This window comes from Brevibacillus brevis, from assembly GCF_022026395.1.
Lineage (GTDB): Bacteria > Bacillota > Bacilli > Brevibacillales > Brevibacillaceae > Brevibacillus.
Genome location: NZ_CP041767.1, coordinates 2,417,004 through 2,443,216 on the forward strand (window position 1 = coordinate 2,417,004; position 26,213 = coordinate 2,443,216).

25 protein-coding genes and 1 riboswitch are annotated in these 26,213 nt (G+C 47.2%); of the genes, 17 read left to right on the forward strand and 8 right to left on the reverse strand.

Features of this window, described 5'->3' with window-relative positions:
• Positions 1–27 precede the first annotated feature (27 nt).
• Positions 28–447: a thioredoxin domain-containing protein gene (locus tag FO446_RS11910; RefSeq protein WP_173609647.1), complete on the forward strand. Its 420-nt coding sequence runs from the start codon at positions 28–30 to the stop codon at positions 445–447.
• 88 nt (positions 448–535) lie between these two features.
• On the opposite strand, the gene FO446_RS11915 is transcribed toward FO446_RS11910, so the two are convergent.
• On the reverse strand, positions 536–976 hold the full coding sequence (locus FO446_RS11915; protein ID WP_237900718.1) for a protease complex subunit PrcB family protein: 441 nt from the start codon (positions 974–976) through the stop codon (positions 536–538).
• Between the two features lie 61 nt (positions 977–1,037).
• Between FO446_RS11915 and FO446_RS11920 the strand changes: the two genes are divergently transcribed.
• Together FO446_RS11920 and FO446_RS11925 are read left to right on the forward strand one after the other, a co-directional pair.
• Complete coding sequence (locus tag FO446_RS11920; RefSeq protein ID WP_237900720.1) at positions 1,038–2,933, forward strand: hypothetical protein; 1,896 nt, start codon at positions 1,038–1,040, stop codon at positions 2,931–2,933.
• Positions 2,934–3,005: 72 nt separating this feature from the next.
• Positions 3,006–3,461 (forward strand): YlbF/YmcA family competence regulator, encoded by a 456-nt coding sequence (locus FO446_RS11925; protein WP_173609644.1) that lies wholly within the window; start codon positions 3,006–3,008, stop codon positions 3,459–3,461.
• A gap of 1 nt (position 3,462) precedes the next feature.
• On the opposite strand, the gene FO446_RS11930 is transcribed toward FO446_RS11925, so the two are convergent.
• Positions 3,463–3,792: a hypothetical protein gene (locus FO446_RS11930; RefSeq protein ID WP_173609643.1), complete on the reverse strand. Its 330-nt coding sequence runs from the start codon at positions 3,790–3,792 to the stop codon at positions 3,463–3,465.
• Between the two features lie 75 nt (positions 3,793–3,867).
• Here FO446_RS11930 and FO446_RS11935 point away from each other — a divergent pair, with 75 nt between their 5' ends.
• Positions 3,868–4,212 (forward strand): YlbG family protein, encoded by a 345-nt coding sequence (locus FO446_RS11935; protein WP_007725782.1) that lies wholly within the window; start codon positions 3,868–3,870, stop codon positions 4,210–4,212.
• A gap of 144 nt (positions 4,213–4,356) precedes the next feature.
• Positions 4,357–5,121, forward strand: coding sequence for a LamB/YcsF family protein (locus FO446_RS11940; RefSeq protein WP_173609642.1), 765 nt, complete (start codon positions 4,357–4,359; stop codon positions 5,119–5,121).
• A 29-nt stretch (positions 5,122–5,150) separates the two neighbouring features.
• On the opposite strand, the gene FO446_RS11945 is transcribed toward FO446_RS11940, so the two are convergent.
• Genes FO446_RS11945 through modA form a run of 3 tightly spaced genes read right to left on the reverse strand, consistent with a single transcriptional unit; the run spans position 5,151 to position 7,347 of the window.
• The gene (locus FO446_RS11945; protein WP_173609840.1) at positions 5,151–5,816 is read right to left on the reverse strand and encodes an ABC transporter ATP-binding protein; all 666 of its coding nucleotides are present in this window, start codon (positions 5,814–5,816) and stop codon (positions 5,151–5,153) included.
• 16 nt (positions 5,817–5,832) lie between these two features.
• Positions 5,833–6,519 (reverse strand): molybdate ABC transporter permease subunit, encoded by a 687-nt coding sequence (gene modB, locus FO446_RS11950; RefSeq protein ID WP_106785708.1) that lies wholly within the window; start codon positions 6,517–6,519, stop codon positions 5,833–5,835.
• Between the two features lie 30 nt (positions 6,520–6,549).
• Positions 6,550–7,347: a molybdate ABC transporter substrate-binding protein gene (gene modA / locus FO446_RS11955; RefSeq protein WP_237900722.1), complete on the reverse strand. Its 798-nt coding sequence runs from the start codon at positions 7,345–7,347 to the stop codon at positions 6,550–6,552.
• A gap of 143 nt (positions 7,348–7,490) precedes the next feature.
• Here modA and FO446_RS11960 point away from each other — a divergent pair, with 143 nt between their 5' ends.
• The 5 genes from FO446_RS11960 to FO446_RS11980 all read left to right on the forward strand — a co-directional run bounded on the left by FO446_RS11960 (position 7,491) and on the right by FO446_RS11980 (position 11,541).
• Positions 7,491–8,450 carry a substrate-binding domain-containing protein gene (locus FO446_RS11960; RefSeq protein WP_237900724.1) on the forward strand — a complete coding sequence of 320 codons (960 nt, stop codon included), beginning with the start codon at positions 7,491–7,493 and terminating at the stop codon, positions 8,448–8,450.
• A 193-nt stretch (positions 8,451–8,643) separates the two neighbouring features.
• Positions 8,644–10,512 carry a stalk domain-containing protein gene (locus tag FO446_RS11965; RefSeq protein WP_173609639.1) on the forward strand — a complete coding sequence of 623 codons (1,869 nt, stop codon included), beginning with the start codon at positions 8,644–8,646 and terminating at the stop codon, positions 10,510–10,512.
• Complete coding sequence (locus FO446_RS11970) at positions 10,509–11,030, forward strand: shikimate kinase (protein ID WP_237900726.1); 522 nt, start codon at positions 10,509–10,511, stop codon at positions 11,028–11,030. The genes FO446_RS11965 and FO446_RS11970 overlap by 4 nt, the downstream gene beginning before the upstream one ends.
• A gap of 56 nt (positions 11,031–11,086) precedes the next feature.
• Positions 11,087–11,248 (forward strand): YqzE family protein, encoded by a 162-nt coding sequence (locus FO446_RS11975; RefSeq protein WP_007725773.1) that lies wholly within the window; start codon positions 11,087–11,089, stop codon positions 11,246–11,248.
• A gap of 38 nt (positions 11,249–11,286) precedes the next feature.
• Positions 11,287–11,541, forward strand: a complete 255-nt coding sequence (locus tag FO446_RS11980; RefSeq protein WP_106785704.1) for a YkuS family protein — start codon at positions 11,287–11,289, stop codon at positions 11,539–11,541.
• Between the two features lie 33 nt (positions 11,542–11,574).
• On the opposite strand, the gene FO446_RS11985 is transcribed toward FO446_RS11980, so the two are convergent.
• The 3 genes from FO446_RS11985 to FO446_RS11995 all read right to left on the reverse strand — a co-directional run bounded on the left by FO446_RS11985 (position 11,575) and on the right by FO446_RS11995 (position 15,413).
• On the reverse strand, positions 11,575–12,432 hold the full coding sequence (locus FO446_RS11985) for a hypothetical protein (RefSeq protein WP_237900728.1): 858 nt from the start codon (positions 12,430–12,432) through the stop codon (positions 11,575–11,577).
• A 110-nt stretch (positions 12,433–12,542) separates the two neighbouring features.
• Positions 12,543–13,670 carry a YqhG family protein gene (locus FO446_RS11990; RefSeq protein WP_237900730.1) on the reverse strand — a complete coding sequence of 376 codons (1,128 nt, stop codon included), beginning with the start codon at positions 13,668–13,670 and terminating at the stop codon, positions 12,543–12,545.
• 36 nt (positions 13,671–13,706) lie between these two features.
• Positions 13,707–15,413 (reverse strand): DEAD/DEAH box helicase, encoded by a 1,707-nt coding sequence (locus FO446_RS11995; RefSeq protein ID WP_173609635.1) that lies wholly within the window; start codon positions 15,411–15,413, stop codon positions 13,707–13,709.
• A 221-nt stretch (positions 15,414–15,634) separates the two neighbouring features.
• Positions 15,635–15,732: riboswitch (glycine riboswitch) on the forward strand.
• Positions 15,733–16,000: 268 nt separating this feature from the next.
• Between FO446_RS11995 and gcvT the strand changes: the two genes are divergently transcribed.
• From gcvT to FO446_RS12030, 7 genes are all read left to right on the forward strand, one after another.
• Entirely contained in the window at positions 16,001–17,104 is a 1,104-nt protein-coding gene (gene gcvT, locus FO446_RS12000) for a glycine cleavage system aminomethyltransferase GcvT (protein ID WP_237900732.1), read from the forward strand.
• Between the two features lie 41 nt (positions 17,105–17,145).
• Entirely contained in the window at positions 17,146–18,498 is a 1,353-nt protein-coding gene (gene gcvPA, locus FO446_RS12005) for an aminomethyl-transferring glycine dehydrogenase subunit GcvPA (RefSeq protein WP_237900734.1), read from the forward strand.
• On the forward strand, positions 18,491–19,960 hold the full coding sequence (gcvPB, locus tag FO446_RS12010) for an aminomethyl-transferring glycine dehydrogenase subunit GcvPB (protein WP_173609632.1): 1,470 nt from the start codon (positions 18,491–18,493) through the stop codon (positions 19,958–19,960). Before gcvPA ends, gcvPB begins: the two co-directional genes overlap by 8 nt.
• A gap of 99 nt (positions 19,961–20,059) precedes the next feature.
• Positions 20,060–21,139: an undecaprenyldiphospho-muramoylpentapeptide beta-N-acetylglucosaminyltransferase gene (locus FO446_RS12015; RefSeq protein ID WP_237900736.1), complete on the forward strand. Its 1,080-nt coding sequence runs from the start codon at positions 20,060–20,062 to the stop codon at positions 21,137–21,139.
• 71 nt (positions 21,140–21,210) lie between these two features.
• A complete protein-coding gene (locus FO446_RS12020) occupies positions 21,211–22,041 on the forward strand; it encodes a lipoate--protein ligase family protein (RefSeq protein ID WP_173609631.1) in 831 nt (276 codons plus the stop codon).
• Between the two features lie 610 nt (positions 22,042–22,651).
• Positions 22,652–24,349 carry a molecular chaperone HscC gene (locus FO446_RS12025; protein WP_221867163.1) on the forward strand — a complete coding sequence of 566 codons (1,698 nt, stop codon included), beginning with the start codon at positions 22,652–22,654 and terminating at the stop codon, positions 24,347–24,349.
• Positions 24,349–26,205: a J domain-containing protein gene (locus FO446_RS12030; protein ID WP_173609629.1), complete on the forward strand. Its 1,857-nt coding sequence runs from the start codon at positions 24,349–24,351 to the stop codon at positions 26,203–26,205. Before FO446_RS12025 ends, FO446_RS12030 begins: the two co-directional genes overlap by 1 nt.
• Positions 26,206–26,213 lie beyond the last annotated feature (8 nt).

The following is a 26,213-nucleotide window of genomic DNA, read 5'->3' on the forward strand; positions in this document are numbered from 1 at the left end:
GACTCATTTTGGAAGGGAGCAGCTCCGGTGAAAACCAAACGATTTCTTTTCCGCTTGTTTCTATTGATTGCCATTGCGGCTGGTGTGGAATGGTTTGTGTATGCGAACCAACAAGCGCAAACCGAAGTGGTAGCAGACGAGTCGCACGCTCATCATGCAGCGCCGACACTCGCTGTGACGCATACCCTTGAGAAAGATGATTTGCAGCTCAAATTGGCTGTTACGAACTTCTCTTTTTCCCTCGAAAACATGGGAAAAGAAAACAAGCACGGGGAAGGTCATGTACATCTGTACCTCGACGGCAAAAAGATCGCCAAAGTATTTGAGCCTAGCTATGTCTTGAAGGATATCCCTGCTGGGAAGCATGAGGTCAAGGTAGAATTGGCCCATAATAACCACGAGTCGTATGGTGTTGCAGAGAGCTTTTCCATTGAGGTAAAGCCCTGATAAGCAAAGGGTACTGTAGGGAAAAGGAAAAAAGCCGACTTCGATACGCCTTGTGGCTTTCGAACTGTCGGCTTTTTTCATGGATAGACTAACGCATATGCACACTGACTTTTGCTTGCTGGTCTGGCAGGGCAATCACCAAAGTCGGATAGCTGATGACTTGGGTTTTCATCGAACCTGGAGCGGGTGCTTGTACCCGAACGTGTACGGCAAAGGCATGAGGGCCAGTCCGCTTGACTTGATCCGCCACTAAACGATATCCTCCTGTAGGGCGCTGTCCTGCACCTACGACAACATAGGATTTTCCATTGGCACGAACAATGGTGTGTCCGCCATTTTTTCGAACTTTTTTCAAAGCTTCCTGCACGGCAGGAGGATAGGGAGCAGCAACGGCCTCGTAAACAGCATCTGCTTGTACAGCCTCTTTCGCCACAGGCTCAGATACGGTAGGATGTTGAGGTGACAAGACTTGTATACCCGTTACTGCCAAGGTTGCCGTTAAGAGTAAACTAGGAAATACATGCAACATCAAGATCCCTCCAATTGGTAAAAGTAATGAATCGAACATCATATAGACCGAGGTGACAGGCGTGCGTGTGAAGGATTCGCTGGAATACCTGTCCGAATCAACGCGACAAGCGATTCTACATGAACAAACCAAACGATATCAGATTGCCGAAGAGCAAGATTTAACAGCGAGATTATTGGACCCGATTTTTATTGGGCAAGTATGGAGACAGGCAGATGAGTTGGAACGAACCGTTATCCGGCTTTTCGTAACCAAAGCGACGAGAGGTTTTTTTAGCAAACGAACCTGGGAACGCGAAACGGCAAAAGAGCACAGACATCTGTCAGTCGGCTTGACGAAATTGCGACGGCTTGGACTGATCTTGACTGTACGAAAAATGTGGAGTGAGATTGGCTATTTGATGCCACAGGAGGTTCGCGAGCAGTTGACGAATCTAATGCTGCCGGAAGCCTCTCAGGCTTTTGTTTCTCTTTCAAAAACGCTCCCTTATTATATATCAGCAGGCAGAGGGATACAGCTGGATCTTTTTGGGCTTTTGTTGTTTGTTCGGGACAACCAAATTCCCATTACGCAAAAAGGAAGTATTCATCGCAGGATGTCGCAAAAAATGCTGCCGCTGCTCTCGTTAACAGATGAGCATGTAAAAGGAATCATCATTCCGCCGATCGATCAGGAACAGAGAGAGGGCTTATCCTTGACCGTTGTCCTCGATATTGCGCTCAGACTGAGCTTGGTGCATAGGGAAGAGCGGGAACTTGTCCTAGATCTCAATCGAACGAAGCAATGGTTGCAGCAACCTCCTCTCGTACGTTGGGAAGAGATGTACCAACTCGTCATGGAACAATTTTTGCCGCATGGCGACTGGTGGGAATTTTTCATTCAATTGATGAGACAGGTTCCAGTCGAGCAGTGGTGCTCCATCCATGAGCAATTGCGCATGTTAAAAGATGCCGGATTCCCATTGCCCGACAATGCAGGGGAGCTGATTGTGGAGCAATGGCTGCATTTGCTGTTAGGCTTGGGATGGATTCAGCTCGGAATGGACGAGAATCGAATGATTTTTTGGCGTTGGAGCAGCTTGCCGCGATTGTCGGCGGAGGAAGGCTGGTTTGTGGACCCCACAGGTGCCATTACAATCCCTCCGCTTGTCCCGTTGCTGGAAGTATGGGAGATCAGCCGATTTTGCCAGCTCCAATTTGATGGGCAATTGATTCGGGGTGAATTGCAAGCAAGGCTGTTGCAATCGTATTTGGCCCAAGGAGGGACGGAGGAGCAAGTCATCGAAAAGCTCCGTGCCTCCTGTGTTCATCCGTTGCCTGAAAGCTTGATTGAGGTTGTGAGCCAATGGGCGAGAACAGCGAGGCAGATTCAAATGGAGCCGTACTTCCTCGTGCGGACAGCACATGCTGGATTTCTGGAGGAATGGCGCGAAATTCCTGATTTTCGACCATTTCTTACCCAAGTGATCTCGCCGACTTCATTTTTGATTCCGTTCACGCAGGAAAAAGAATTGATTCGTTTACTACGGCACTTCGGCTATGAACCACAAGTACTGGCGCATGTTGCTAGTGCAGGCAAAGAGCTCCAGCCACTTCAAAACAGTCAAACGGGAAATAAGGGCCTGCTTCTCATTGAAAGGCCCTGGGACGGTTATGCTATAGAAAACACGTTCCCTGAGCAAAATGAGCAAATCGCAGCACTTCCCAAAATGTGGACGAAGCATTTCCAATCGTATCATCCACAATCGATGCGGGATTTGTTTAAGCGTGCAATAGAACTGAAGCTGGAAGTCGAGATCCAGCAAAGTGGAAAAGAAAAGCTGCGCGGGCTACCAACAGAAGTACGCCTGGAAATGGGGTACTGGATGGTTACGATTGCCGGACAGGGCGGCAAACAGTCTTACCGTCTCGAGAACATCGAGCGAGTGCGCATTGTAGTGCCCGAATATCTGTACTAAGGGTGTGCATCGTGATACAATCAGGAATGACGTAAAGTTTTCAAGCTTTACGGCGAAAGGAGGTCTCGCTTTATGGAAACATTGGAAGCTGTGGATATGTCACAGTTGATCATGGAGTCTCATGAGCTGTCCACGATGATTAACCAATCGCGCGAGGTCTCAGAGTATCTGGAGGCCAAACGCCAAATGGAAGCAGATGAGGAAGTGCAACGTCTGCTCGTCGTGTTCGAGGCTAAGAAGGAACAGTACGAAGATGTGCAACGGTTCGGGAAGTATCACCCGGATTACAATCATATATCCAAAGAAGTACGGGAATTGAAACGCAGCATTGAACTGAGGGATTCCGTACAGGCATTCAAGCGAGCAGAAGATGCTCTGGATGAACTCTTGTATCAGGTGAGTAGAACCATTGCTCATTCCGTCTCGGAAACGATCAAGGTACCGAGCAACAATCCGTTTTTAGAGGCGCAGGGCAGCGGTTGCGGGACAGGCGGAAGCTGTGGCTGCAGCGTGAAAAAGCCATCGTAATTTACGCTGTTCCAGATTCATTTTGACGCAGCAGAAAACAGTTTTCACAAAGATTGCCACAGCAAAATTGCTTTTCGTCAGGTACACGAAAGCGGAAGCGATACACGTGTTGCACGTCATCTGAACGCACGTAAATGCATTCTGGCTGTAATTTGGTATCAGTGGTCAGGCGCTCTCCTGTTTCCATGAGTTGCTTCGTTAAGAGAGGAGCAGGGAGCGTACTGCATACATAGAAAAAGAGCTGGCCTGCATATGTTTGCCAACTGCTATGGGTCACGATTTTTTCGCGGTGAAGCGCTTCCTCAAATTGATGATAAAACGTAGCCAGCATAGACCACGATTCCTTTCTGTAATAAGCTTTCACCAGTAAGTATACCACGATTGGGAAGGAGACCGACGGCCAAACATGAGAGAGCGACGTCTGGGGGTCGCCGTGTGGGTGAAAAACACGCGTGCCGCCAAAAATTTACGCAAATTTGGCACCATTCATTACATCTCCAAGCGCTTAAATTACGTTTCGATGTATGTGGATGCCAATTTGTTGGACGAAACGATTCGCATTATGGAAAAGCTGCACTTTGTAACGAAAATTGAACGTTCCCATCGCCACGAGATCCCGGTAGAGTACAACAATGCCAGACCGGATAAGGCAAAGGAATACGATTATAAACAAGAAAAGAACCAGGTAATGGCACTAGCAGAGACCTTACAGACAGAAGAAAGCAGTCAAGCAACCGTTGGTTCGACATAAGTTGTTCATAAGCTGCCATTTTTCGGCAGCTTTTTTGCTTTTGTTAAACTGGCGTACATGGTATGCTAAAGTGGAAGAAAACGAGAAGTCACGCGCATGAATGCGTTTTCAAGAGATAGATTAGTGAAAGAAAGGTGAGCATACATGATTCATCTGGATATTAACTGCGATATGGCAGAGGGCTTCAGTAGAGGTCGACAATCAGAGGATTTGGGGATTATGAAATGGATCACCTCCGTTAATATTGCTTGCGGATTGCATGCAGGGGATCCCCATATTATTTGCAGAACAATCGAAGCTGCACTCAAGCATGATGTGAAAATCGGGGCACATCCCGGCTATGCAGATATTCAAGGCTTCGGACGTCGTTCGATGAACTTGTCTGTCAATGAAGTGTATGAGCTGGTGCTGTATCAAATTGCAGCCTTGGCTGGAACTACAAAAGCACTCGGCGGGGAGCTTCACCATGTAAAGTTGCATGGCGCGCTGTATAACGAAGCGGCTGAACGCCCAGAGCTCGCCGAAGCGGTAGTTCAAGCCATTGCGGATATTGATGAAGAGCTGATCCTCTATGCACTGTCCGGCAGCAAACTTGTAGAGGCAGGCTTGGAATACGGGCTACAGGTGGCAGAGGAAGTATTTGCAGAGCGGGCTTATTTGCCGAATGGTCGATTGGCCCCGCGTGAGTTGGAAGGAAGCGTGCTGATCAGCAAGGAAGAACGCATGGAGCAGACACGTCAGCTCGTTTTAAAACAAAGAGTAATGACGGTTAATGGCGAGCACATTGACTTGGCAGCCGATACCCTTTGTGTCCATCACGAGAGCCATGACGTACTGCAATTCCTTGGCGAAGTACATAAGTGGGCAAAGCAAAACGATGTAAAAATTGAACCAATCACAGCTCGATAGGTAAAAAGCCATCCAGCAATGCCATCCCATTATCGGGAGAGGGACGTTGCTGAATGGCTTTTTTCATTTTTCCGTTCTTTGATTGTGCCGTTGTCAATCAGGAAAATGACATTGGCGAGCTTCTCGGCTTCCTCACGATCATGGGTGACCAGCAGAAACGGGATGTTCCACATGGCGTGAAGGCGAAGCAACTCATCCTGGCATTGTTTACGGGTATCCGCATCCAGCGCGGATAAAGGCTCATCAAGGAGCAGGATGTCTGGTTCAGTCGCCAGCGCTCGTACAAGTGCCACCCGTTGTTTTTGTCCCCCGGATAACTGGTGAGGATATTTTTGCAACAGATGATCGATTCCTACCGTGGACAACAATGGTTCTACATTCAGCTCATGCCCCTTTTTCAAGCCGTAGCGAACATTTTGCTCGACGGTCATGTGAGGGAACAGCGCATAATCTTGAAATAAATACCCGATGTTGCGTTTTTGTACAGGTAGCGGCTTCTGTCCTTCTCGATAAAAGATGTTCTCGTTTAATTGGATCACACCCGTATCAGGATGAACCAGACCTGCAATACTGTTCAATATCGTTGTTTTGCCAGAGCCGGATGGTCCGAACAGCACGACAATTTCCTTTTGCACCGAAAAGGACACATCCAGAGTAAAATCAGGCAAACGCTTCTGTATGTGGACAAAGAGCAATGACCATTCACCTGCCTTACTTTTGATTGGCGTACCTGCGCACATTGCGACGACTCCACCAATTCAGCCAGAGAGTCGTACCCATCCCCAAGGAAACAATAATGACGACCCAAAACAATGCCTTATCCATTTGACCAGCCTCAACAGCAAAATAAATGGCGACGGGAATCGTATCGGTTTTCCCAGGGATATAGCCTGCGAGCATCAGCGTAGCGCCAAACTCCCCTAAACCACGTGCAAAAGAAAGAACAAACCCTGCCAACAGGCCAGGCCAAGCCAACGGAAAGGTAACGGTCCAGAATAATCGCCATTCGGAAGCACCCATCGTGCGTGCCGCATTCTCCAAACGACGATCCACTCCCGTGAAGGCAGCGACTGCACTCTGATACATCAACGGAAAGGAAACGACAATCGAGGCAATAACGGCTCCTGTCAGCGTAAAGACGACGGTAATATTGAACCATTCATGCAGAAGCTGACCGAGAAAACCATTTTTTCCGAAAAGCAGCAACAAGCCGAAGCCAACAACAGTAGGAGGAAGAACAAGCGGAAGCAAAAAGAAGGACTCCAGCACATTCTTCCCCCAAAAATCTTTTTGTGTCATCCACCTTGCAAAAACCATCCCCAGGACAAAAACAAAGGAGGTGGAGAGCGCAGCAACTTTAAGGGAGAGCATCAAAGGAGTAAGATTGGTTTCGATCACGCTTGCCACCTCCAATTCGATTCGTTTGGTTTATTGAAACCCGTACTTCTGTAAGATCGCTTTTCCTTTATCGCTTGTCAAGTAGGCTAGAAAAGCTTTTGCTGCATCTGGGTTCTTCGATGCGCTGACGACTGCACCTGGATAAACGATCGGCTTGTGCCATTCAGGCTTTGCTGTCGCCAATACCTTAACATTTTTCGAAGCTGCGGCATCACTGGAGTAGACAATGCCGACTTCGGCGTTACCGGATTCTACGAAGGTCAAGACTTGGCGAACATCGCTGCCAAATACCATTTGTGCCGAAAGAGAATCCCACATTTTCAGCGTATCCAATGTTTCTTTTGCATATCGTCCTGCCGGGACTGTATCAGGCTCACCGACGGCAATATGCTTGATTGCTGAGTTGTTTAGCTCTTCAAAAGAAGAGATAGCGACAGCACTTGTGTTACCCGCAATGAGAACAAGCGAGTTTTGCGTGAAGTCTTGGCGTGTGTCTTTGGCAATCAGTTGCTGTTCCGCTAGACCGTCCATGTCTTTTTTACTAGCAGACAAAAATACGTCAGACGGAGCGCCTTGTGTAATCTGTGTGGCGAGTTTGCCAGAGCCTCCGAAGTTAAAGGTGAGGGTCGTTCCCGGGTGTTCTGTTTCGTATTGGGTTTTCAACTCATTCAAGGCATCTGTCAAGCTGGCAGCAGCAGAAATCATCAGTTCTACCTTTGCTGCATCGGTTTTGGCTGGCTCACTTGTTTGTGGCGCTGTTTGCGTTGTCGAGCAAGCAGTCAGCATCAAGCAAAATGCTGTCAATAAGGCTAACCAGTGCTTCTTCATAAAAAAGGACCCCCATAATTATATTTAGTTATAATTAATTATAACTGGACATAACTAGATTATATGGATTCGTAATGAATAATCAATTGCGATTTTACGACACTTGTTTGAAAATAGAGCAAAGGAGATAACGGAGGCGGGACATGAGTCAACAAAATTCTTACACCACCGAAGAAATAGCAAAAATTCTACGTATTTCTAAGCTGACGGTCTACGACTTGATTAAAAAAGGCGAGCTGCCTGCATATCGGGTCGGTCGGCAAATGCGCGTAGACGAAAGCGATCTGGAAGCGTACAAGGCGAAGGCAAAGGGGGAATACAGACAAGCCTCAGCTGTCAGCATCCCGCAGACAGGACAAGCTCAGCAGCCGTCACGACATGAGCAGGCTGGCACAGGTCGGAATATCATTATCAGCGGGCAGGATGTGAGCTTGGACCTACTGGCTGGGCATTTGGAGAAAAAGGATGAGGCATACCGACCGCTTCGCTCGTACGTGGGCTCTCTGAACAGCCTTGTGGCGATGTATACGGGTAAGGCTGATATCGTCAGCACTCACTTGTACGATGGGGATACCAATGAATACAATGTCCCGTATATTCGTCGCATTTTGTGTGGGCATCGTTATGTTGTCATCAATATGTTGTCACGTTGGGCCGGATTTTACGTTCAGGCAGGCAATCCGAAACAGATGAAAGCATGGAGCGATTTCACGAAGCCGGGCATTCGCATGGTCAATCGGGAAAAAGGGTCAGGTGCACGCACGTTGATTGAAGAGCAGTTTCGATTGGCAAAAATAGCGGGGAGTGACGTGATTGGCTATGAACGGGAAGAGTCCAATCACCTGGCAGTCGCAGGGGTAGTAGCACGGCGCGAGGCAGACGTAGGGGTGGGCATTGAAAAGGCAGCTTCACTCGTCGGAGTGGAGTTTGTCCCTACTATTCGTGAGCGATATGACCTCGTCTTGTTGAAAAACAAGGACAACGAGCAGCTCATTCAGGCAGTGCTTGATGTTCTCGGGTCGCGTCCATTTCAAAAGGAACTGGAAGCAGTCGGAGGATATGATCTGAGCCAGACCGGAAAAATTATGTACGAAACCTGGTAAACACTAAAGTAAGCTGCCAATCATTACGATACAATGAGTGGCGGCTTTTTATTTTCACAGAAAGATCATCGCCAAATAAGGCGGTTTCTCTACAGAATCTCCTGAATTTCTACTCAGTTTGACATATATTTGCTACAATGAAACAAAAACATATAGCGCCTGCCGCCGGGCGATTTATTATATGGGGGCTGTCATGAAATCACTACATAAAACCAGCTTGCTCGTATGCGTGACGATCCTCGTTTTTTTCGGCTCAGTTGGGGTCGTCGCGTATTGGCCAGCCATTTCTCAAATCATTGCCATGAATCAATCACCTGAGGGGGAGCAAACGTTCGTCGATCCATTTTCATATGATCCGCCTCTGCCGTCTTATGTAAAGGATTTAAACCCGGTATATAAGATTCAAGCTGAATTACATACGTCTGAAGCAAAAATAACCGGAAACATGACATTGGAGTTCGATAATCCGAAAACGCCAGATGTACGATTGTATATTTACGATTACCTTTGGAACAAAATGACGGTGAAGTCGATTCGCTACAAGGACAAGCCGCTTTCTTTTGAACGTGGTCAATCGCTGGTGAAGCTGGCAAATCCTCTTGGTAAGGAGCTTCGTGGCGCCTTAACCATTGAATTCGAGAACCCGGTTCCACGCAGAGGCACACGTTTTGGGGTCAAAGACGATATATGGACGTTGACGACTTGGTACCCGATGCTTGGGGCCCAAAATCAAAAAGGCGTTTGGTATGACCCGCCGCAACGCGTTGATTTTGGTGATCCATTCGTCTACCACTATGGAGATTACGATGTGTCATTTACCTCTCCACAAGGCTACAAATGGGTCAGTTCGTGGGGCAGAGGGCAAACGAAGTCAATCGGTGGAAATAAGCAGCAAGTCCATTATCAAGCAAAAAATCTGTTGAACTTTGGATTGGTGGGAAGTCCGCTTTATCACATTGAAACGATTCAATTTGCTCCGAATTTAACGGTGGACATTGCTTCCGTGGATAAAGGTAACATTGAACGAATCAAGACCATTGCCCAATCGGTCTTTCCTACTTTCATCGACATGTATGGACCGTTGCCGTATCCGCATGTGGCGATTGCGGAAACAAGTTCAGGAACGACGTACGCCATGGAATACGCAAACCTCGCTGTGTTCAAAAGAGACATGCATCACAATAATTTGATCGATCATTGGCTGCCGCATGAGGTAGGACATCTTTGGTGGTACAACAGTGTAGCTACCTTGGAGTCCTCGCATGGGTGGCTTGATGAGGGGCTGGTAGAGCTCGGTGTTTCCCATTACTTGCAGAAGCGTTATGGTGCTCAATCAGCTACGACTCTGCTGGATACGTACAACCGGGATGTTAAACGTTTGCAAGAGCGTTATCCAAATGGAAAGCTCGACAAGCCATTGCAGAGGTTTGCCACCGAAGAAGAGTTTAAGCTGACCTGGTATTCCCGGGGAGCACTCCTGTTCGACAACCTGCGCCGCAAAATTGGTGACGATGCCTATAAGCGATTCTTGCAGCGCGTCCAGCAAAATTATCATGGCAGTGTCATTGGTGCAGAGCATCTCGATCAGGCGCTTGGACAAACCTTGCAAGGGGAAGCGAAATATTTCACCCTGTATACCAACAGTGCAAATAAGAATGGCTTTGGTGCTGTTCAATTGGAACCCTATATCACCACAATCATTAATAACATGAGTTTTTATCCATCGATTCCAGCTCGGGTCACCCAAAATACGGTGTATATCCCGTTGCGAGAGCTCGGTGAGAAAATGGGATTAGCGATTAGCTGGGACGACAAGAAACAAATGATCCGCGTAAAAGGAAATGGACGCGAGGTATTTATAAAGGAACGGGAGCGCTTTGCTGACGTAGATGGGAAGCGAATCGATCTAGGCAGCCCGTTAATTGAGATCAAAGAACGTACGATGGTTCCACTGTCCTTTTTTGAAAAAGCATTGGGATATGAGACAGCGTACAATCAACAACAAAAAACGGTGAAGATCAATACATACCAAACGATTGGAAGGGCGGCAGAAACAAAATGAAAAACCTGGTGTTGGTCGGATTTATGGGAACGGGAAAAACCACGGTTGGCGCCGCACTCGCTGCCTCTTTGGGAATGAAGCATACGGACTTGGATGATGCGATTGTGGAAAGTGAAGGTCGGAGTATTCCAGAAATCTTCACGGATCAAGGAGAAGCGTATTTCCGAGACGTTGAGACGAAACGTCTGGCGCAATTACTGGCAGTAGGATCTCAGGTAGTAACAACTGGGGGAGGAGCTGTATTGCGGAAGCAAAATGTAGAGATGATGATGGAGCATGGCATCGTCATCGCGCTGCATGCCACGGAAGAGGAGCTCATCAAGCGTTTGGAAAATGATACAGGCCGGCCGTTGTTGACAGGAGGAGTCGCAACCAGGGTAAAAACCTTAATGACGGAGCGCGCAGGTGTATACGATTTCGCTCCGATTCAGGTGGATACGACAGGAAAGAGCCTTTCCGATATCGTGATGGAAATTACGAGCCAAGTGGTTGAAAGAACACAGGACGGGGAACAATAGAGGGGACAGCGCTTGCGCCGTGGTGGAATCCACGAGTAAGAAGGAGGTCAAGTGCGATGTCCTTTCAGGAATATTTAAAGTACCTGACGAAACTGTTTGTCCAGTACATGGACACCCCAAAAGATGAACGCCGTTTGCGTAAGACTCCACGGGAGTCCTGGTCGTCACGCTGGTTTGGTGCCATTCCCATGTCCATTCGATTGTTGTGGCGCAAATAAAATTCGTAAACCTATCATGAACGAGACGGAGGGTGCATATGGCGAGAGTAGCGGTAGAAAATTCCCTGTCTGAAGTGTGCAAGATGCTGCGTCAAAATGGTTACGAAGTTGTTGATCTGGGCAACTGGCAGCAGGTGGTAGATGCGATTGTCATTACAGGACAGGATATCAACGTACTGGGTGATCAAAACAAAACGATTACTGGAGCTCCCGTCATTAATGCAGAGGGTATGACGGTCAATGAAATTTTTCATGCCGTTCATGAACGTCTCTCTCCTACAGAACATCGGTGAATAGAAAACGTAAAAAACAAGCTCTCCAACCGGTTATTCGGCAGGAGAGCTTGTTTCGTTTACGAAAAATCGTCCGACGCGATGGGCATACGAATACGGAACAAAGCGCAGGCCCTCATCCCATACACCGACATAAGCATTTTGATCATTCCATAAATGCAGGGACCCCACGACAAAGGGTGCCAAAACCTGTGACTGATGAATCGGGACGGCTAATGTTACCGGTGAGGTATAATCTTGCTGCCATAATTGGTTCCAGGACACGTCCGTATCCGTTGTACTCATTTGGCTGACCCACCCGATATGATCAAAAGGATCAGACTCGGCTGCGCTTAAAATTCTCATTTGAGTCAGGCGTTGGCCATTTTGTATGAGCTGCTCGTCTGCAAAAGCATCGACAGCGGGTTCACTAATTTGAAAAGAAGTGGGATACATTTCTCCCGTTTTTGCATTGACCATTTGTGTATCTGACTTCTGGGTGATCAGCCAGTAGGAAGCGAACCCGTCATAAACTGGCTCTGCCGCGATTTCCTTCGGAGCAAAAGCGTCATCGAACAAGATGTACTCCCCGACACCGTATTCCAGCAGAACAAATTTTTGATGGGTAGTGGAATCAGGTGCTTCTCCTACCACCAAATATCCTACTTGCTTGTCCGCTTTTTTTATACTTACCAGCCATTGATGCTGTCCCGCACCAAGTGTTTGCACGTCCGTCTTTGCGTCTTGCCATTGCTTGAATTGAGGGTCTCGGCTTGCGATCGCATCCATCCATTCTCGAATTTGTGCTTGGAATTGCTTGTCCCAGCTAGCTTCGTCTTGCGCAAAAGCTGGTGAGGAAAGCAGCATTAGAGCCAAAAGAGCAGCGATAAAAGGAAAAAATCGTCTGGTCACAACTATGCACCACCTTTTGTAAAGGCTTAACCTATTCCTATTGTAACCAGCTATGACAAAAAGATTTGTTGCAACGTGTCTTTTCTGTTTCACATTTTCTCGTTGATCTTTTACATGATTCGCCCTGATGCGGGGAGATGTCGCATGCTTTTTGCTTTCGATGACCGCAAGAGCGGAGGAACGGAAGATAAATAGAACAAGCCACCATTAATGAACGAAACTTCGATCCGCGGCTCGTATTGCCATGCCAGCTCGTCTTTTCTGCGTTGTCGCTCCTCATCTGGCGTGCTCTTTTTCCACTCAGCTTGATTAACCTCTTCGCGTGGAGTGATTGGGATTCCGTTTGTACGTAAAAAGTCGAGGATTCGTCCGCCAGACGCCCGGTATTCGTCAAAAGATACGGGCTGTTCGACAGAAGTTGGTCCAGCTGGATCAGGCTCGGGGTGCAGAGCTTCTTGCTCGAGTGACGGCTGAGCTTCCGGCTGCTCTGCTTCTTCTTCTTCGGCTTCGTCTGTGTTTGTCTGCTGATTTTCCGGTTCGCGTCGTGCCAATTCTTCATAGTACGCTTCCAAGATGGCCAACTCTTCACGCAAACGTGTGCGCGCTTCCTCTGCCCATTGCTGATCTTCTTGTTCCAGTGTATGTTCGACTTCCTGCTGTGCCATTTGGAGGGCTTCCTGTATGGTAACCTTCCGATCCAATGTGTAGTAGTAGTCAGGGATCGCAGGGGTCAGGGAAAGTGAAAATAAAAACGATGTGAAATCCGTCACCAGCCGTGGCTGATGCAAATTAATCCCCAGGTACAATAAAATGTCCCGTCGCTTGTCACAGAGCAGAGAAATCTTTAAATTCATCCCGAGCCAAGGCACGAGAGGGGTTGACCTACGCTTGCCTGCATTACCTAAAAGGCCCCCTTGTTGCTCGTACATACAGACAAAGCTGCCGTGCTTTTTGGCTGAAGCGAAAATTTGTTGCATGCGGGTAGCGCCTATATGCAGATGCTCAGATCGCAAACCTTCAGGCGTGCAATCCGGATGAAAAGTAAAGGTGAGCACCAATGGCTGATAAGCCAAATTCATCTTATCTACCCAGCTCCAGTAAAAAGGGCGATTGCCGATATCTTTGTCCACCTCGACAGGGAGCTTGACTGTGAAATAATCCGGGTGAGACTCGACGATATGGGCAGAAAAAGTCGCCAAATAGCGCTCGACAAATTGTCTGACCTGTTGTTGCTGCATCAGGAGACCTCATTTCTTTTTTGTTTCCAACAAAAATTATTGGTCAGCCGCCTCAGAAAGCGGGACGGCTTCTTTTGTTATTTTGCTTGCCCGAATGGCGTGTCCAATGTTATCGAGCTTTAGCGCCATTTCTTTGGACGAACGGGAATCCATAATGATTTGAATCAGATTATCTTCCAAGGAGTGATTTAGATTCAGGCGTTCCACAATATCATCGAGTTCACCGATGACCATTTCAAACAGATCGATTTTTTCATACAGCAGCTTGAGAATATGCTCCTCGATCGTTCCTGTTGTCGATAAATTGTAAATGTGCACATCCCTTTTTTGACCCAGTCGATGGACGCGACCGATTCGTTGCTCCACTCGCATGGGATTCCAAGGCATGTCGTAATTAATCACCTGATTGCAGAACTGCAAATTGATACCTTCGCCGCCTGCTTCCGTCGCGATCAGGACTTGTGCTCGGTTTTGGAAAAGATCAGTCATCCAGTCCTTTTTGCTGCGTTTAAAGCCGCCGCGAAAGGGGACAGAAGTAATGCCGTGGTCATGCAAATATTTTTGCAGGTAGTTTTGTGTTGCCCGGTACTCTGTAAAAATGATCACTTTGTCGTTGATTTGTTGAATGAGCTCAACCGTTTTGGCAGCTTTGGAATGCGTCTCAATTTGTTTGATCATCTCGACTAGCTCAAGAATTTGCGTACGCAGGGGAGAGTCCTCGCCAGTGCGCTGGTGCATATTATACAGCGTCATAAATGCAGCTTCCTTACTTGAACAGACCTCACGCTGCAAGGTAATCAAAGCAAGGGAGTTGAAGCCCCCAACCCCCAATCCAGTTTGGTACTGCTCGCGGACAAAGCGGGTCACGCCTTCGTACAACGTCATTTCCTCAGGCGAAAGGTCAATCGGAATGGACTGAACGCGGCGGCTGGTAAATTGGATACCGCCATCACTTCGTTTGTTGCGAATCATGACCTTTTCAATTTCTTCCCGCAATTTCTCGCTGTTTTTGGATTGGCGTTTGCCCTCTACGTAATTGGTAGAGAAGGTGGAAGTATGGCCGAGATGACCTGGCTTTAACAAATTGATGAGGTTGTACAGCTCGTCCATCTCGTTTTGAATGGGGGTGGCTGTAAGGAGCAGGCAATATTTTTTGCGGATCTCTTTGACGAACTGATAGTTGCGTGTCCGTTTATTTTTGAGTTTATGGGCCTCGTCGATGATCAGCATATCGTAATCGATGTCGAGTACGTGTCGCCTGTGCGGATCTCGTTTTGCTGTATCTATCGATGCAACCACGACTTCGTGCTGGCGCCACATGTATTCTTTTTTTTGTGCGACGGCTGCAATGCCGAATTTTTGATGAAGCTCTTTTGTCCATTGAATCACGAGAGAGGCCGGAACCAGGACGAGAATTTTTTTAGCCAAGCCGCGAACCATATACTCTTTCATGATCAATCCTGCTTCGATCGTCTTTCCCAGACCGACCTCATCTGCGAGAATGGCACGACCGCGCATTTCTAGCAGGACCCGTTTTGCTGTGTCCAACTGGTGAGGAAATGGCGATAAGAGTGGGAGGTATTTCAGACACTGTAGCTGGTCAAATTCGTGAACAGCCATCGCTTCCTCGGCTTCCAATGAGAGCTTGAACAGCTCCCACTTATCCCAGGGGCCATCTTCTTGCATGCGTTCTGTAAGCGGATTGATCCAACTCGTATCAAATGAAATAGGAACATTCGGCATATAAGATACTCCTTTTCATAGCTCTGCCATAACTTTCAAGGTTATCGTCAAAAAACTGAACATTTATCTATTGTCAATGTGTTTTGTTAAGTTTTTCTGAATCTGACTGTTAATTTGTATATTTTCAACTTTGGACTCTCATGGTAGGATAAAGAGGTAGTACATCCCTTAGTATGGAAATGACAGCAGAAACTTATGTATGACCATGAAACAACCGCGAATGATGGTAGTAGGGAGAGACTGCTTGAACGTTTGGCAGCGCCGAAGGAGCAAGCCGGTAAACGGTGAATCTCTCAGGCAAAAGTACCTCTACCGGACGCAACTCTGGAGAGAGCTCACATGAGCCACCAAAGGGGAAACTTGCAAGTGGGGAACGATGTAACCCCCCATCTGATTCGCAAGGTAACTCTCAGGTACCAAGGACAGAGGAGGAGAAATGGGCACCATTCATTTTGGTGTACCCGTTTTTCCCCCTCTGTTTTGTTTTGGTCGATAAGACTCCTATCGACATAAGTGCAACGAAGGCCTCGCCAAAGGCTCAGTGAAGCCAAGTTTTCTAAGATCTTATTGTTCACAGGAGGTGCCACATGTCCAATTTGAAACGTACGCCACTATTTGATTCTTATGCAAAGTATGGCGCGAAAACCATCGACTTCGGTGGTTGGGATCTGCCAGTGCAGTTTACAAGCATTGGTCAAGAGCATGAAGCCGTTCGGACTAAAGCTGGTCTATTTGATGTTTCCCATATGGGAGAAGTGGACGTAAAAGGGGAAAACGCTCTTTCTTATCTCCAGCGTGTGACTACGAATGACGTGTCCAAGCTGCAAGTCGGGCAGGCGCAGTACAGTGTGCTTTGCTACCCGGATGGGGGGACGGTAGACGATCTGCTTGTTTACAAGTATGCAGATGATCATTACCTGCTCGTCATCAACGCGGGGAACATCGACAAAGACTATGCGTGGCTAGAAGAACATCTGATTCCAGGCGTAACGATTGAGAATATTTCGCCACAAACAGCACAAATCGCGATTCAAGGTCCTTTGGCAGAGTCCATTCTGCAAAAGCTGACGACTACAGACTTGTCACAAATCGGTTTTTTCCGTTTTGAGCGTGATGTGCAAGTGAGCGGCATTCCGGCATTGGTCTCTCGCACTGGCTATACTGGCGAAGATGGCTTCGAGATTTATTTGGATGCCGATCGTGCAGCAGAGCTGTGGGACATTTTGCTCGATGCCGGAAAAGATGAAGGTCTGTTGCCGTGCGGTCTCGGTGCGCGCGATACGCTTCGCTTTGAAGCCAAGCTGCCACTGTACGGTCAAGAGCTCAGCAAAGACATTACGCCGATCGAAGCGGGCATTGGCTTTGCTGTCAAGGTAGACAAAGAAGTGCCGTTCATCGGTCAAGAAGTACTGAAGGCACAAAAAGAAAACGGAGCTCCACGCAAGCTGGTAGGGATCGAAATGATCGATCGTGGGATTCCGCGCACGCATTATCCTGTCTATGTGGGAGAAGAGCTCATTGGCGAAGTGACGACGGGAACACAATCCCCAACCTTGAAGAAAAACGTCGGTCTCGCTCTCGTAAAAACCGAGCATGCTGCGCCAGGTACACAAGTAGAAGTAGAAATCCGCGGAAAACGTCTGAAAGCAGAAGTCGTTGCCGCTCCATTTTATAAACGCCCAAAAAACTAAACGATCCACCACATACATCCTTTTAGAGGAGGACAACGTCCGTGAAATACCGCTACCTGCCCCAAACTGATCAGGACAAGCGCGAAATGCTGGAAACCCTCGGCATTTCGAGTGTAGAAGAACTGTTTGCTGATATTCCGGAAGAAGTGCGCTTCAAAGGTGCTTTGAATATTCCAGAAGCACTTTCCGAGCCAGATTTGGTGAAGTATTTTACACACCTCGCAAATAAAAACGTAAACTTCAGCACGCATGTTAACTTTCTAGGTGCGGGTGTTTATCAACATTACACGCCGAGCACAGTCAATCACATGCTGCTCCGCGGTGAATTCTTTACCGCTTATACACCTTACCAGCCAGAAATCAGCCAAGGTGAGCTGCAAGCTATTTTTGAGTTCCAAACGATGGTATGTGAGCTGACTGGCATGGAGGTAGCCAACTCCTCGATGTATGACGGCGCGACTTCTTTGGCAGAGGCAGCAATGATGGCTGCTGGCCATACTGGCAAAAAGCGCGTAATCGTTTCCCGTGCTGTACATCCAGAAGCGCGTGGCGTTTTGAAAACATATGCGTATGGTCAAAACGTTGAGCTAGTTGAAGTAGGTATCAACAGCAATGGTGTTACGGATACAGCGGCTCTGGAAGCGCTTGTCGATGAAAACACAGCAGCGGTCATCGTGCAGTATCCGAACTTCTTCGGAAACGTAGAGGACTTGGGAGCGATTGAACCAATCGCGCACGGAAAAGGTGCACTGTTGATTACATCCTCCAATCCGCTTGCTCTGGGTGTACTGGAGGCGCCGGGCAAACTGGGCGCAGATATCGTAGTGGGCGACATGCAGCCATTTGGTATCCCAGCATCCTTTGGTGGACCACATTGCGGATACTTTGCTACCACATCCAAACTGATGCGCAAAATGCCAGGTCGTATCGTCGGTCAAACGAAGGACGAAAATGGCAAACGCGGCTTCGTTTTGACACTGCAAGCGCGTGAACAACATATTCGTCGTGAAAAAGCGACTTCCAACATCTGCTCGAACCAAGCGCTGCTCGCATTGGCTGCTTCTATTGCCATGACAGCACTCGGCAAACAGGGTGTACAAGAAATGGCGATGATGAACCTGCAAAAAGCTCATTACGCCAAGAATGCTCTGCAAGCAAAAGGCTTGGAGATCGTATTCACTTCTCCATTCTTCAACGAGTTTGTGGTGAAGCTGAACAAACCAGTTGCAGAAGTAAACAAAGGCCTGTTGGCTGCAGGAATCATCGGGGGCTATGATCTCGGTCTCGGCTATCCAGAGTTTGCAAATCATACCTTGCTTGCAGTAACTGAGCTGCGAACCAAAGAAGAAATCGACACATTGGCGGCTGAATTGGAGGCGATCACACGTGCGTAACGACCAAGAGAAAGCACTGATTTTTGAAATGAGCAAGCCAGGCCGTGTGGGCTACAATTTGCCGGCATTGGATGTTCCAGAAGTAGAAGTAGCAAGCCTTTTGCCAAAGCACCTCATTCGCGAAACGCCGGCTGAGCTGCCTGAGGTATCTGAGCTGCAATTGGTTCGTCACTATACAGAATTGTCTCGTCGCAACCACGGGGTAGACAATGGCTTCTACCCGCTTGGTTCTTGCACGATGAAATACAACCCGAAAATTAACGAAGACGTTGCCCGTTACGCAGGCTTTGCGCAGACACATCCGTACCAACCGGAAGAAACCGTACAGGGTGCTTTGGAGCTGTTGTACAACCTGCAAGAAGAGCTGGGTGAAATTACAGGCATGGACGCAGTTACTCTGCAACCAGCCGCTGGTGCTGCGGGTGAGTGGACAGGTTTGATGATGATCCGCGCCTACCACGAGAGCCGTGGGGAAGGCCATCGTACCAAAGTAATCGTGCCGAACTCCGCACACGGTACGAACCCGGCATCTGCTGCTGTAGCTGGTTTGGATACCGTAACCATTGCATCTGACGAGCGTGGATTGGTTGACATTCAAGCGCTGCGTGATGCAGTAGGACCTGACACGGCTGCTTTGATGCTGACGAACCCGAACACACTCGGATTGTTTGAAGAAGATATCGTGGAAATGGCGAAAATCGTCCATGAAGCTGGCGGCCTCTTGTACTATGATGGTGCGAATGCGAACGCGATTTTGGGAATTGCCCGTCCGGGAGACATGGGCTTCGACGTGGTGCATCTGAACTTGCACAAAACGTTTACAGGACCTCACGGCGGTGGCGGTCCAGGTGCAGGTCCGGTCGGCGTGAAAAAAATTCTCGAGCCATTCCTGCCTACCCCAATCGTAGCGAAAAAGGAAGACGGTAGCTTCTACTGGGACAGCAATCGTCCGGCTTCCATCGGTCGCGTAAAAGGCTACAACGGAAACTTCGGTATTCTTGTTCGTGCGTACAGCTATATCCGTACGATGGGGCCAGAAGGCTTGCTGCAAGTTTCCCAAAACGCGGTTCTCTCCGCCAACTACATGATGCGTCGTCTGGCAACGGCTTATCATCTGCCATTTGATCGCGTCTGCAAGCATGAGTTCGTCCTGTCTGGAGTGAACCAGAAGAAGCTGGGCGTACGCACGCTCGATATCGCAAAACGCTTGCTCGACTTCGGTTATCACCCGCCAACGATCTACTTCCCATTGATCGTGGACGAGTGCCTCATGATCGAACCGACCGAAACCGAGACAAAAGAAACGCTCGATGAGTTCATCGACGTCATGCTGCAAATTGCCCGCGAGTGCGAGGAAACGCCAGAAATCGTTCAGGAAGCTCCTCATACGACTGTGGTCAAACGTTTGGATGAAGCGACAGCGGCAAGAAAGCCAATCTTGCGTTATCAGCCGCAAGCATAATCCTAGATTCCAGGAAAAGTCGCCTGTTGTTATGGGCGGCTTTTCTTTCTGATTGGTGCTATCATGAGGGGAGAAGAGGCAGGGGAGGGTTCGAACCGAATGAAGAGAAGGATTGTGTTTACCGGTGGTGGTTCGGCAGGCCATGTTACTGTGAATCTTGCGCTCATTCCCCACTTTATCAAGCTGGGCTGGGAAGTCGCCTACATTGGTTCTGCGACAGGAATCGAACGTGAGCTGGTCGCCAATCATCCAAAAGTCTGCTATTTTGGCATTTCTTCAGGAAAACTGCGACGTTACTTTGATTGGAAAAACGTAAGTGACCCGCTGCGAGTCCTCAAAGGCATTTGGCAAGCTTCTCGCTTTCTCGGCAAGTGGAAACCGGATGTGATTTTTTCCAAAGGGGGCTTCGTTTCTGTACCGGTCGTATTCGGAGGGTGGCTAAACCGTCTTCCCGTTGTCATCCATGAATCTGATCTGACACCTGGTCTCGCAAACAAGCTGGCTGTCCCTTTTTCCAACAAGGTGTGCGTAACATTTCCAGATTCCCTTTCGAAAATACCGGGAAACAAAGGTATTCACGTAGGTGCAGTCGTGAGAGAAGAGTTGAAGCAGGGGCGAAAAGAAGCGGGCTTGGTGTACTGCTCCTTTACCGAAAAAAAGCCTGTCTTGCTTGTCATGGGGGGAAGCTTGGGAGCACGACGAATCAACGAGGCGGTACGGCGCACATTGGCTAACTTGCTGGAGCATTTCTCCATTGTACATATTTGTGGCAAAAATCAAGTGGATGAAACGATTCAGGTAACAGGCTACAAGCAATTCGAGTATGTTCAGGAGGAGTTGCCTGATTTGCTAGCGATGGCAGATCTTGTTGTGTCTCGTGCTGGCTCCAATGCAATTTATGAGTTTTTAACCCTGCAAAAGCCGATGCTCTTGATACCGTTGTCCCGTGAAGCAAGTCGGGGTGATCAGATTTTAAATGCTCAGTCCTTTGAAAGGCAGGGCTTGTGTCATGTTTTGCTGGAAGAAGAGCTAACGGATGATCGCTTTTATCAAGCAGTGAATGACTTGCAAACGAACAAGCAGTCCATCTTGCAGCGAATGCGCGAAGAAAATGAGAAGAAAACAGATGCACTGGCGAAGGTCATGGCAATTTTACAGGAGGCAGCTCGTGCAAATTAGCCCATCAAAGGCTTGCCGTCCCTCGTGCCAGAAGCGTACAATGAAGGCGTTGTGAATGAGGAGGTACATAGATGGAACAGTGGCGCTATATCGTGACCGAAGCCATGTCACCCGCGATGAATATGGCAGTAGATGAAGCAATTTTGCAGTTGCACAGTGAGGGCAAGGTTCTCCCGACCGTTCGTTTTTACACGTGGGACCCGGCGACACTGTCTATTGGTTATTTCCAGAAGGCCATCAAGGAAATCAATCTGGAGGAAGTTCAAAATAGAGGACTGGGCTTTGTTCGCAGAGCGACAGGAGGGCGTGCTGTTCTCCACGATCAGGAGCTGACATACAGTGTCATCGTGTCCGAAGAGCATCCGAAAATGCCTTCGAGCGTTACGGAAGCCTACAAAATCATCAGCTTGGGTCTTCTCCACGGATTCCAAAACCTCGGACTCTCGGCGGAAATGGTTTCCTTGGCAAGTGAAGAGGAGAAGGAAAAGTACAATTCTCCAGGGTCATCCGCTTGCTTCGATTCTCCCTCTTGGTATGAACTCGTGGTAGAGGGGAAAAAAGTAGCGGGAAGCGCGCAGACCCGACAAAAGGGTGTTATTCTTCAGCATGGCTCTATCCTGCTTGATATGGACGTAGATTTGCTATTCTCACTCTTGCATTTCCCATCCGAACGGGTAAAACAACGGATGATCGATAGCTTCCGACAAAAAGCCGTGACGATCAACGAAGTAAGCCCTCGGCCAATCAGTCTGCAAGAATCTATCGAGGCGTTCTCAAAAGGCTTTGCATCCGGACTGGAAGTGGAGCTGATCCCTTCAACGCTTACGGACGAAGAACTCGCTTTGGCAGAAGAACTTGTGCGTACGCGCTATGCCACAGACGAATGGAATTTGCGGCGTTAAAAAAGAGTAGCTCTCTCGGATTTATGTGCATACCGGGAGAGCTTTTTTTCATTACACGAGTATGTCCAGTGAAAATAATGTACTAGAATCCCATTTACGGGCAGGATGATCAAATACAGTAGATGGAAGAAAATACACTATTTTTGATTTAGTCCCCACCTTTTTTTGTAACGTGTCGTTACTCTATTTGTACTTGGAGTTCGGTTATATAGTCTTTATGGTTTGAAGAAGCATAATTATTCGAAAGCGAAACTTCGTATACATTATTCTCTTTTGAAAAGCCTAATGACTTCATTCATGGATTGACGAATAACAAAATGCGGAAATGTAACTTTCAATGTATCGGGTTCTTCGTCCTTATAGTCCTTCAATGTATAACGGAGGTTGTCAACATACGAGGATAGGTTGTAAGCCATTGTTTATAGACTTGTGCGAGAATGATGAAATTGGAGAAAGTGGGACATTAAACTAATTCTAAGAGTGACAGGAACCATATTATAAACCTTTTGTTTTTGATCGATTTTTAATACTATAAATACTATTGAATATAATTACTAAATAACGGTTGAGTTGTTATACATTACATGAGAAATGAGGGTATTCATATTCTATGACAACGATAGGTATTGATTTGGGAACTTCGAATAGTCTGGTAGCTTTTTGGTGTGATAACGGTCCCGAGCTAATACCGAATGCGTTGGGAGAACACCTTACTTCATCTGTTGTAAGCATCGATGACAATGGTGAAATTCTGGTTGGCCAAATTGCAAAAGAGCGTCTCATTACCCATCCCCATGTAACTGCAGCAGCCTTCAAACGGTATATGGGTACAGAAAAGCTGTTTAAGTTGGGGCAGTATTCATTTTCTCCTGAAGAGCTTTCCTCTTTTGTCCTAAAAGCATTGAAGGCAGATGCTGAAGCATTTTTTGGATATGAGGTTACGGAAGCGGTGATTAGCGTTCCGGCTTATTTTAATGACTCTCAGCGAAAGGCAACCAAGCGTGCTGCCGAATTAGCCGGGTTAAAAGTAGAGAGGCTCATCAGTGAACCTACTGCCGCTGCGATCGCGTATGGACTTCATCAGGAAAAGTCCGATACCAAATTCCTGGTCTTTGATTTGGGGGGAGGAACCTTTGACGTTTCTATACTCGAGTTTTTTGAAGGAGTCATGGAGGTCAAATCGATAGCAGGAGATAACTATCTTGGTGGCGAGGACTTCACCAAGCTACTCGCTGCCTATTTTGTTGAAAAAACAGGGATGGATTCTGAGGCTCTAGATGCCAAGGCACACTCTGCCATTGTCAAACAGGCGGAACTTTGTAAACGGATGATTGGCCGAGATCTGATTGGAAAAATGAACTTTACCATAAACGGCAAAACACATGAAATCAGCTTGGATCGAAATGAATTTGAGAAGCTTGCAAGTCAGCTCTTGCTTCGTTTGCGCCACCCGATCGAGCGAGCATTGAGAGACGCATCTCTTACTCCTGAGGAGCTGGATGCTATCATTCTCATCGGTGGTGCCACCAGAATGCCGATAATCAAGTCGACTGTTAGCAAAATGTTTGGACGCTTGCCCTACTCGCAAATCAACCCAGATGAATCGGTAGCGATTGGAGCTGCGATTCAAGTTGCTCTCAAGGAGAGAAACGAAGCCTTAAAAGAGATTATTCTGACGGATGTATGCCCTTATACGCTTGGAACCGATATTGTGAAAAGAACAGCAAGTGGCTTTGAGGATGGACATTATCTGCCGATCATTGAACGTAACACGCCCATACCGGTGAGCAAAGTAAAGCGTCTGTATACAGTCAATGATGATCAGACTGCGATTCTCACCGAAATATACCAGGGGGAGAGCCGCCGTGTCGAGAACAACATCAAACTGGGGGAACTCAAAGTAGAGGTGCCAAAAGGTCCCGCAGGCCAGCAGTCTATAGATATACGCTATACCTATGATATTAATGGGATTTTGGAGGTTGAAGTTACTATAGTCAGTACTGGCTTGAAAAAGAACATGATTATTGAGAAAAACCCAGGAAGCCTGTCACCTGAGGAGATCGAAGCTCGTCTTAACGAATTGAGAGATATCAAAATCCATCCGCGTGACAGGGCCGAAAATAGACTGTTGCTTGCTCGGGGTGAACGGATGTATGAAGAATCCCTTGGGGACAAACGCACAGAAATTGCATATTTACTGGAAAAGTTCGAAGCTGTGTTAGCCACACAAGATCAGCAACTGATAAAAAAGGCAACTTTAGCGTTTAAAAAACAACTGGATCATTTAGAAGGGTGGTTCGACTACTAATGGGTGTGTGGGAGGTACTTGGGATTGAACCCACAGAAGATATTCAATCGATTAAAAAAGCCTACTCCCAAAAACTGAAGGTTCACCACCCAGAGGATGATCCGGAAGGCTATCAAAGGCTAAGAGAAGCATATGACTATGCAGTGAAGGCTGCGAAAAAGGGTGCCATCAAAGAAACTGGCCCGTCGTTCAGCGATGAAAGCAACATCCATATCTGGCCCAATCCTCCCAACACGGTCGAGCTAACAGTTGAAACGATAGACCGACCAGAAGAGATTGACCCAGTAGATGAATTCATGGAACAAGTTGAAGAGGTGTATTCTGATTTCTCTTCCCGTATCAGCCATGAACAATGGTCAAAGCTTTTAAATAACGATATTGTCTGGAATGTAAGGCTCAATGAAATAGTAGAAGTAACCTTATTGGATTTCTTGCATGAACATCGGTTTCTTCCTAAAAGAGTTTGGGAATCCATCGAATACTGTTTTCGATGGCGTGAACTAGCAACAGAAGATCCGGATGATCGAATGGAGCTTTTCACCGAAGAGTTTTACCATTTTTATTGTAGACAATTGGATGAACCTGCTCTTCGTTATACCTTTATACAGCATGCAGCCGATTTAGACTACGATGTGTTTCTGAACAAGCGGGAGACGGCATATCAGGCACTTAAGGAAAACAATCTGGAACTGGCAGGTCAATCGCTTGATGAAGCCTATGCGATGTATAAAGATGATCCTGACTTGCTTCGGCTACAGGGTGAATACTTCCTTCGAATGGGTGAAAAGGAGTCTGCTCTTGCTGCAATGGAACACGGAATCCGTATTTATCCAGATGACATCGATTGGTATCTGATTCGATCTCGGATATGGTATGAAACCCATCAATTCGTAGAAGCAAAAGACGAGTGTCTGTACATCCTCTCACGTATGCCTGCCAATATGGGTGCCCTGCGTCTGTTGGGGAAATGCTTCATTCAGCTTGGTGAGTTAGAGAAGGCAGAGGAGAACTACTTGAAGATATTGGAGAGTTTTCCGAATGATATCGATGCCATAACCAGCCTTGCACAAATCCGTTCTGAGATGGTGGAGCGGGCCAAGCGGATGCCCATTTTCACCAGAAGATCAGTCATAAAGAGATTGTATAAAAAGCTTGGGAAGCCAAATTTTTTTGGCAGTGTGAAACTGTTTTGGATGCAGTTGCCCAAAGCAGGTGTCGCATTCATTCTATCCTTCATTCTTTTTCTACATGTTTTGTTATCTGATTCTTTCATCAATGATACCGGATTAACACCTATCTCCTATCTGAAAAATAGGATTCATCCTGTAGAACTATCTTCCACTGAGGTGCTGAATCAACTGGATTATTCTGATGTCGCCCAAATAAAGCTTCCCAGTGTTCAGTTTCTAGGAATAACAGAGTATCAATTAAAAGCCCAAACGGGTGCTATCAGTACTCGATATAATTCTTCCTACAGTAAGAAACGTAATTGGGCTCGAAGCATTCTCCCCACAGGATGGTTTTATGTTGCTAAGCTTGATAACTCATCAATCGTTTTATTGGTCTCAGATGCTAATCAAGCCGTGCAGATACAAAAAAGTAATTTCATTGATTCGCCAGGAACAATCGTGAAAATGCCGGAAGAGTTACCTGACTATGTATGGGAAGTTTTGCAGATTACAGACTTTGGATCCAAATACAAAGATTCCAAATTTGTTGTCGATAAACTAATTGTTGTACATAATGTCACGAATGAAGTTCCTGTTAAAGCAGTGATTTATTCCGTATTGTTACTAGTTCTCTATGCATTTTTGCTTCGACTGTTTGTCAGAACCTACAAAACGGTCCGATTCTAATAAGGAGG

Excerpts from the sequence above, each read along its gene's own strand:
- FO446_RS12020 (WP_173609631.1), top strand. The coding sequence starts at position 21,211 with ATGGAACAGTGGCGCTATATCGTGACCGAAGCCATGTCACCCGCGATG.
- FO446_RS12025 (WP_221867163.1), top strand. The coding sequence starts at position 22,652 with ATGACAACGATAGGTATTGATTTGGGAACTTCGAATAGTCTGGTAGCT.
- FO446_RS11970 (WP_237900726.1), top strand. The coding sequence starts at position 10,509 with ATGAAAAACCTGGTGTTGGTCGGATTTATGGGAACGGGAAAAACCACG.
- FO446_RS11930 (WP_173609643.1), bottom strand. The coding sequence starts at position 3,792 with ATGCTGGCTACGTTTTATCATCAATTTGAGGAAGCGCTTCACCGCGAA.
- FO446_RS11925 (WP_173609644.1), top strand. The coding sequence starts at position 3,006 with ATGGAAACATTGGAAGCTGTGGATATGTCACAGTTGATCATGGAGTCT.
- FO446_RS11940 (WP_173609642.1), top strand. The coding sequence starts at position 4,357 with ATGATTCATCTGGATATTAACTGCGATATGGCAGAGGGCTTCAGTAGA.
- FO446_RS11975 (WP_007725773.1), top strand. The coding sequence starts at position 11,087 with ATGTCCTTTCAGGAATATTTAAAGTACCTGACGAAACTGTTTGTCCAG.
- FO446_RS11980 (WP_106785704.1), top strand. The coding sequence starts at position 11,287 with ATGGCGAGAGTAGCGGTAGAAAATTCCCTGTCTGAAGTGTGCAAGATG.
- FO446_RS11960 (WP_237900724.1), top strand. The coding sequence starts at position 7,491 with ATGAGTCAACAAAATTCTTACACCACCGAAGAAATAGCAAAAATTCTA.
- FO446_RS11995 (WP_173609635.1), bottom strand. The coding sequence starts at position 15,413 with ATGCCGAATGTTCCTATTTCATTTGATACGAGTTGGATCAATCCGCTT.
- FO446_RS11990 (WP_237900730.1), bottom strand. The coding sequence starts at position 13,670 with ATGCAGCAACAACAGGTCAGACAATTTGTCGAGCGCTATTTGGCGACT.
- FO446_RS12015 (WP_237900736.1), top strand. The coding sequence starts at position 20,060 with ATGAAGAGAAGGATTGTGTTTACCGGTGGTGGTTCGGCAGGCCATGTT.
- FO446_RS11965 (WP_173609639.1), top strand. The coding sequence starts at position 8,644 with ATGAAATCACTACATAAAACCAGCTTGCTCGTATGCGTGACGATCCTC.
- modA (WP_237900722.1), bottom strand. The coding sequence starts at position 7,347 with ATGAAGAAGCACTGGTTAGCCTTATTGACAGCATTTTGCTTGATGCTG.
- gcvT (WP_237900732.1), top strand. The coding sequence starts at position 16,001 with ATGTCCAATTTGAAACGTACGCCACTATTTGATTCTTATGCAAAGTAT.
- FO446_RS12030 (WP_173609629.1), top strand. The coding sequence starts at position 24,349 with ATGGGTGTGTGGGAGGTACTTGGGATTGAACCCACAGAAGATATTCAA.
- FO446_RS11935 (WP_007725782.1), top strand. The coding sequence starts at position 3,868 with ATGAGAGAGCGACGTCTGGGGGTCGCCGTGTGGGTGAAAAACACGCGT.
- FO446_RS11915 (WP_237900718.1), bottom strand. The coding sequence starts at position 976 with ATGTTGCATGTATTTCCTAGTTTACTCTTAACGGCAACCTTGGCAGTA.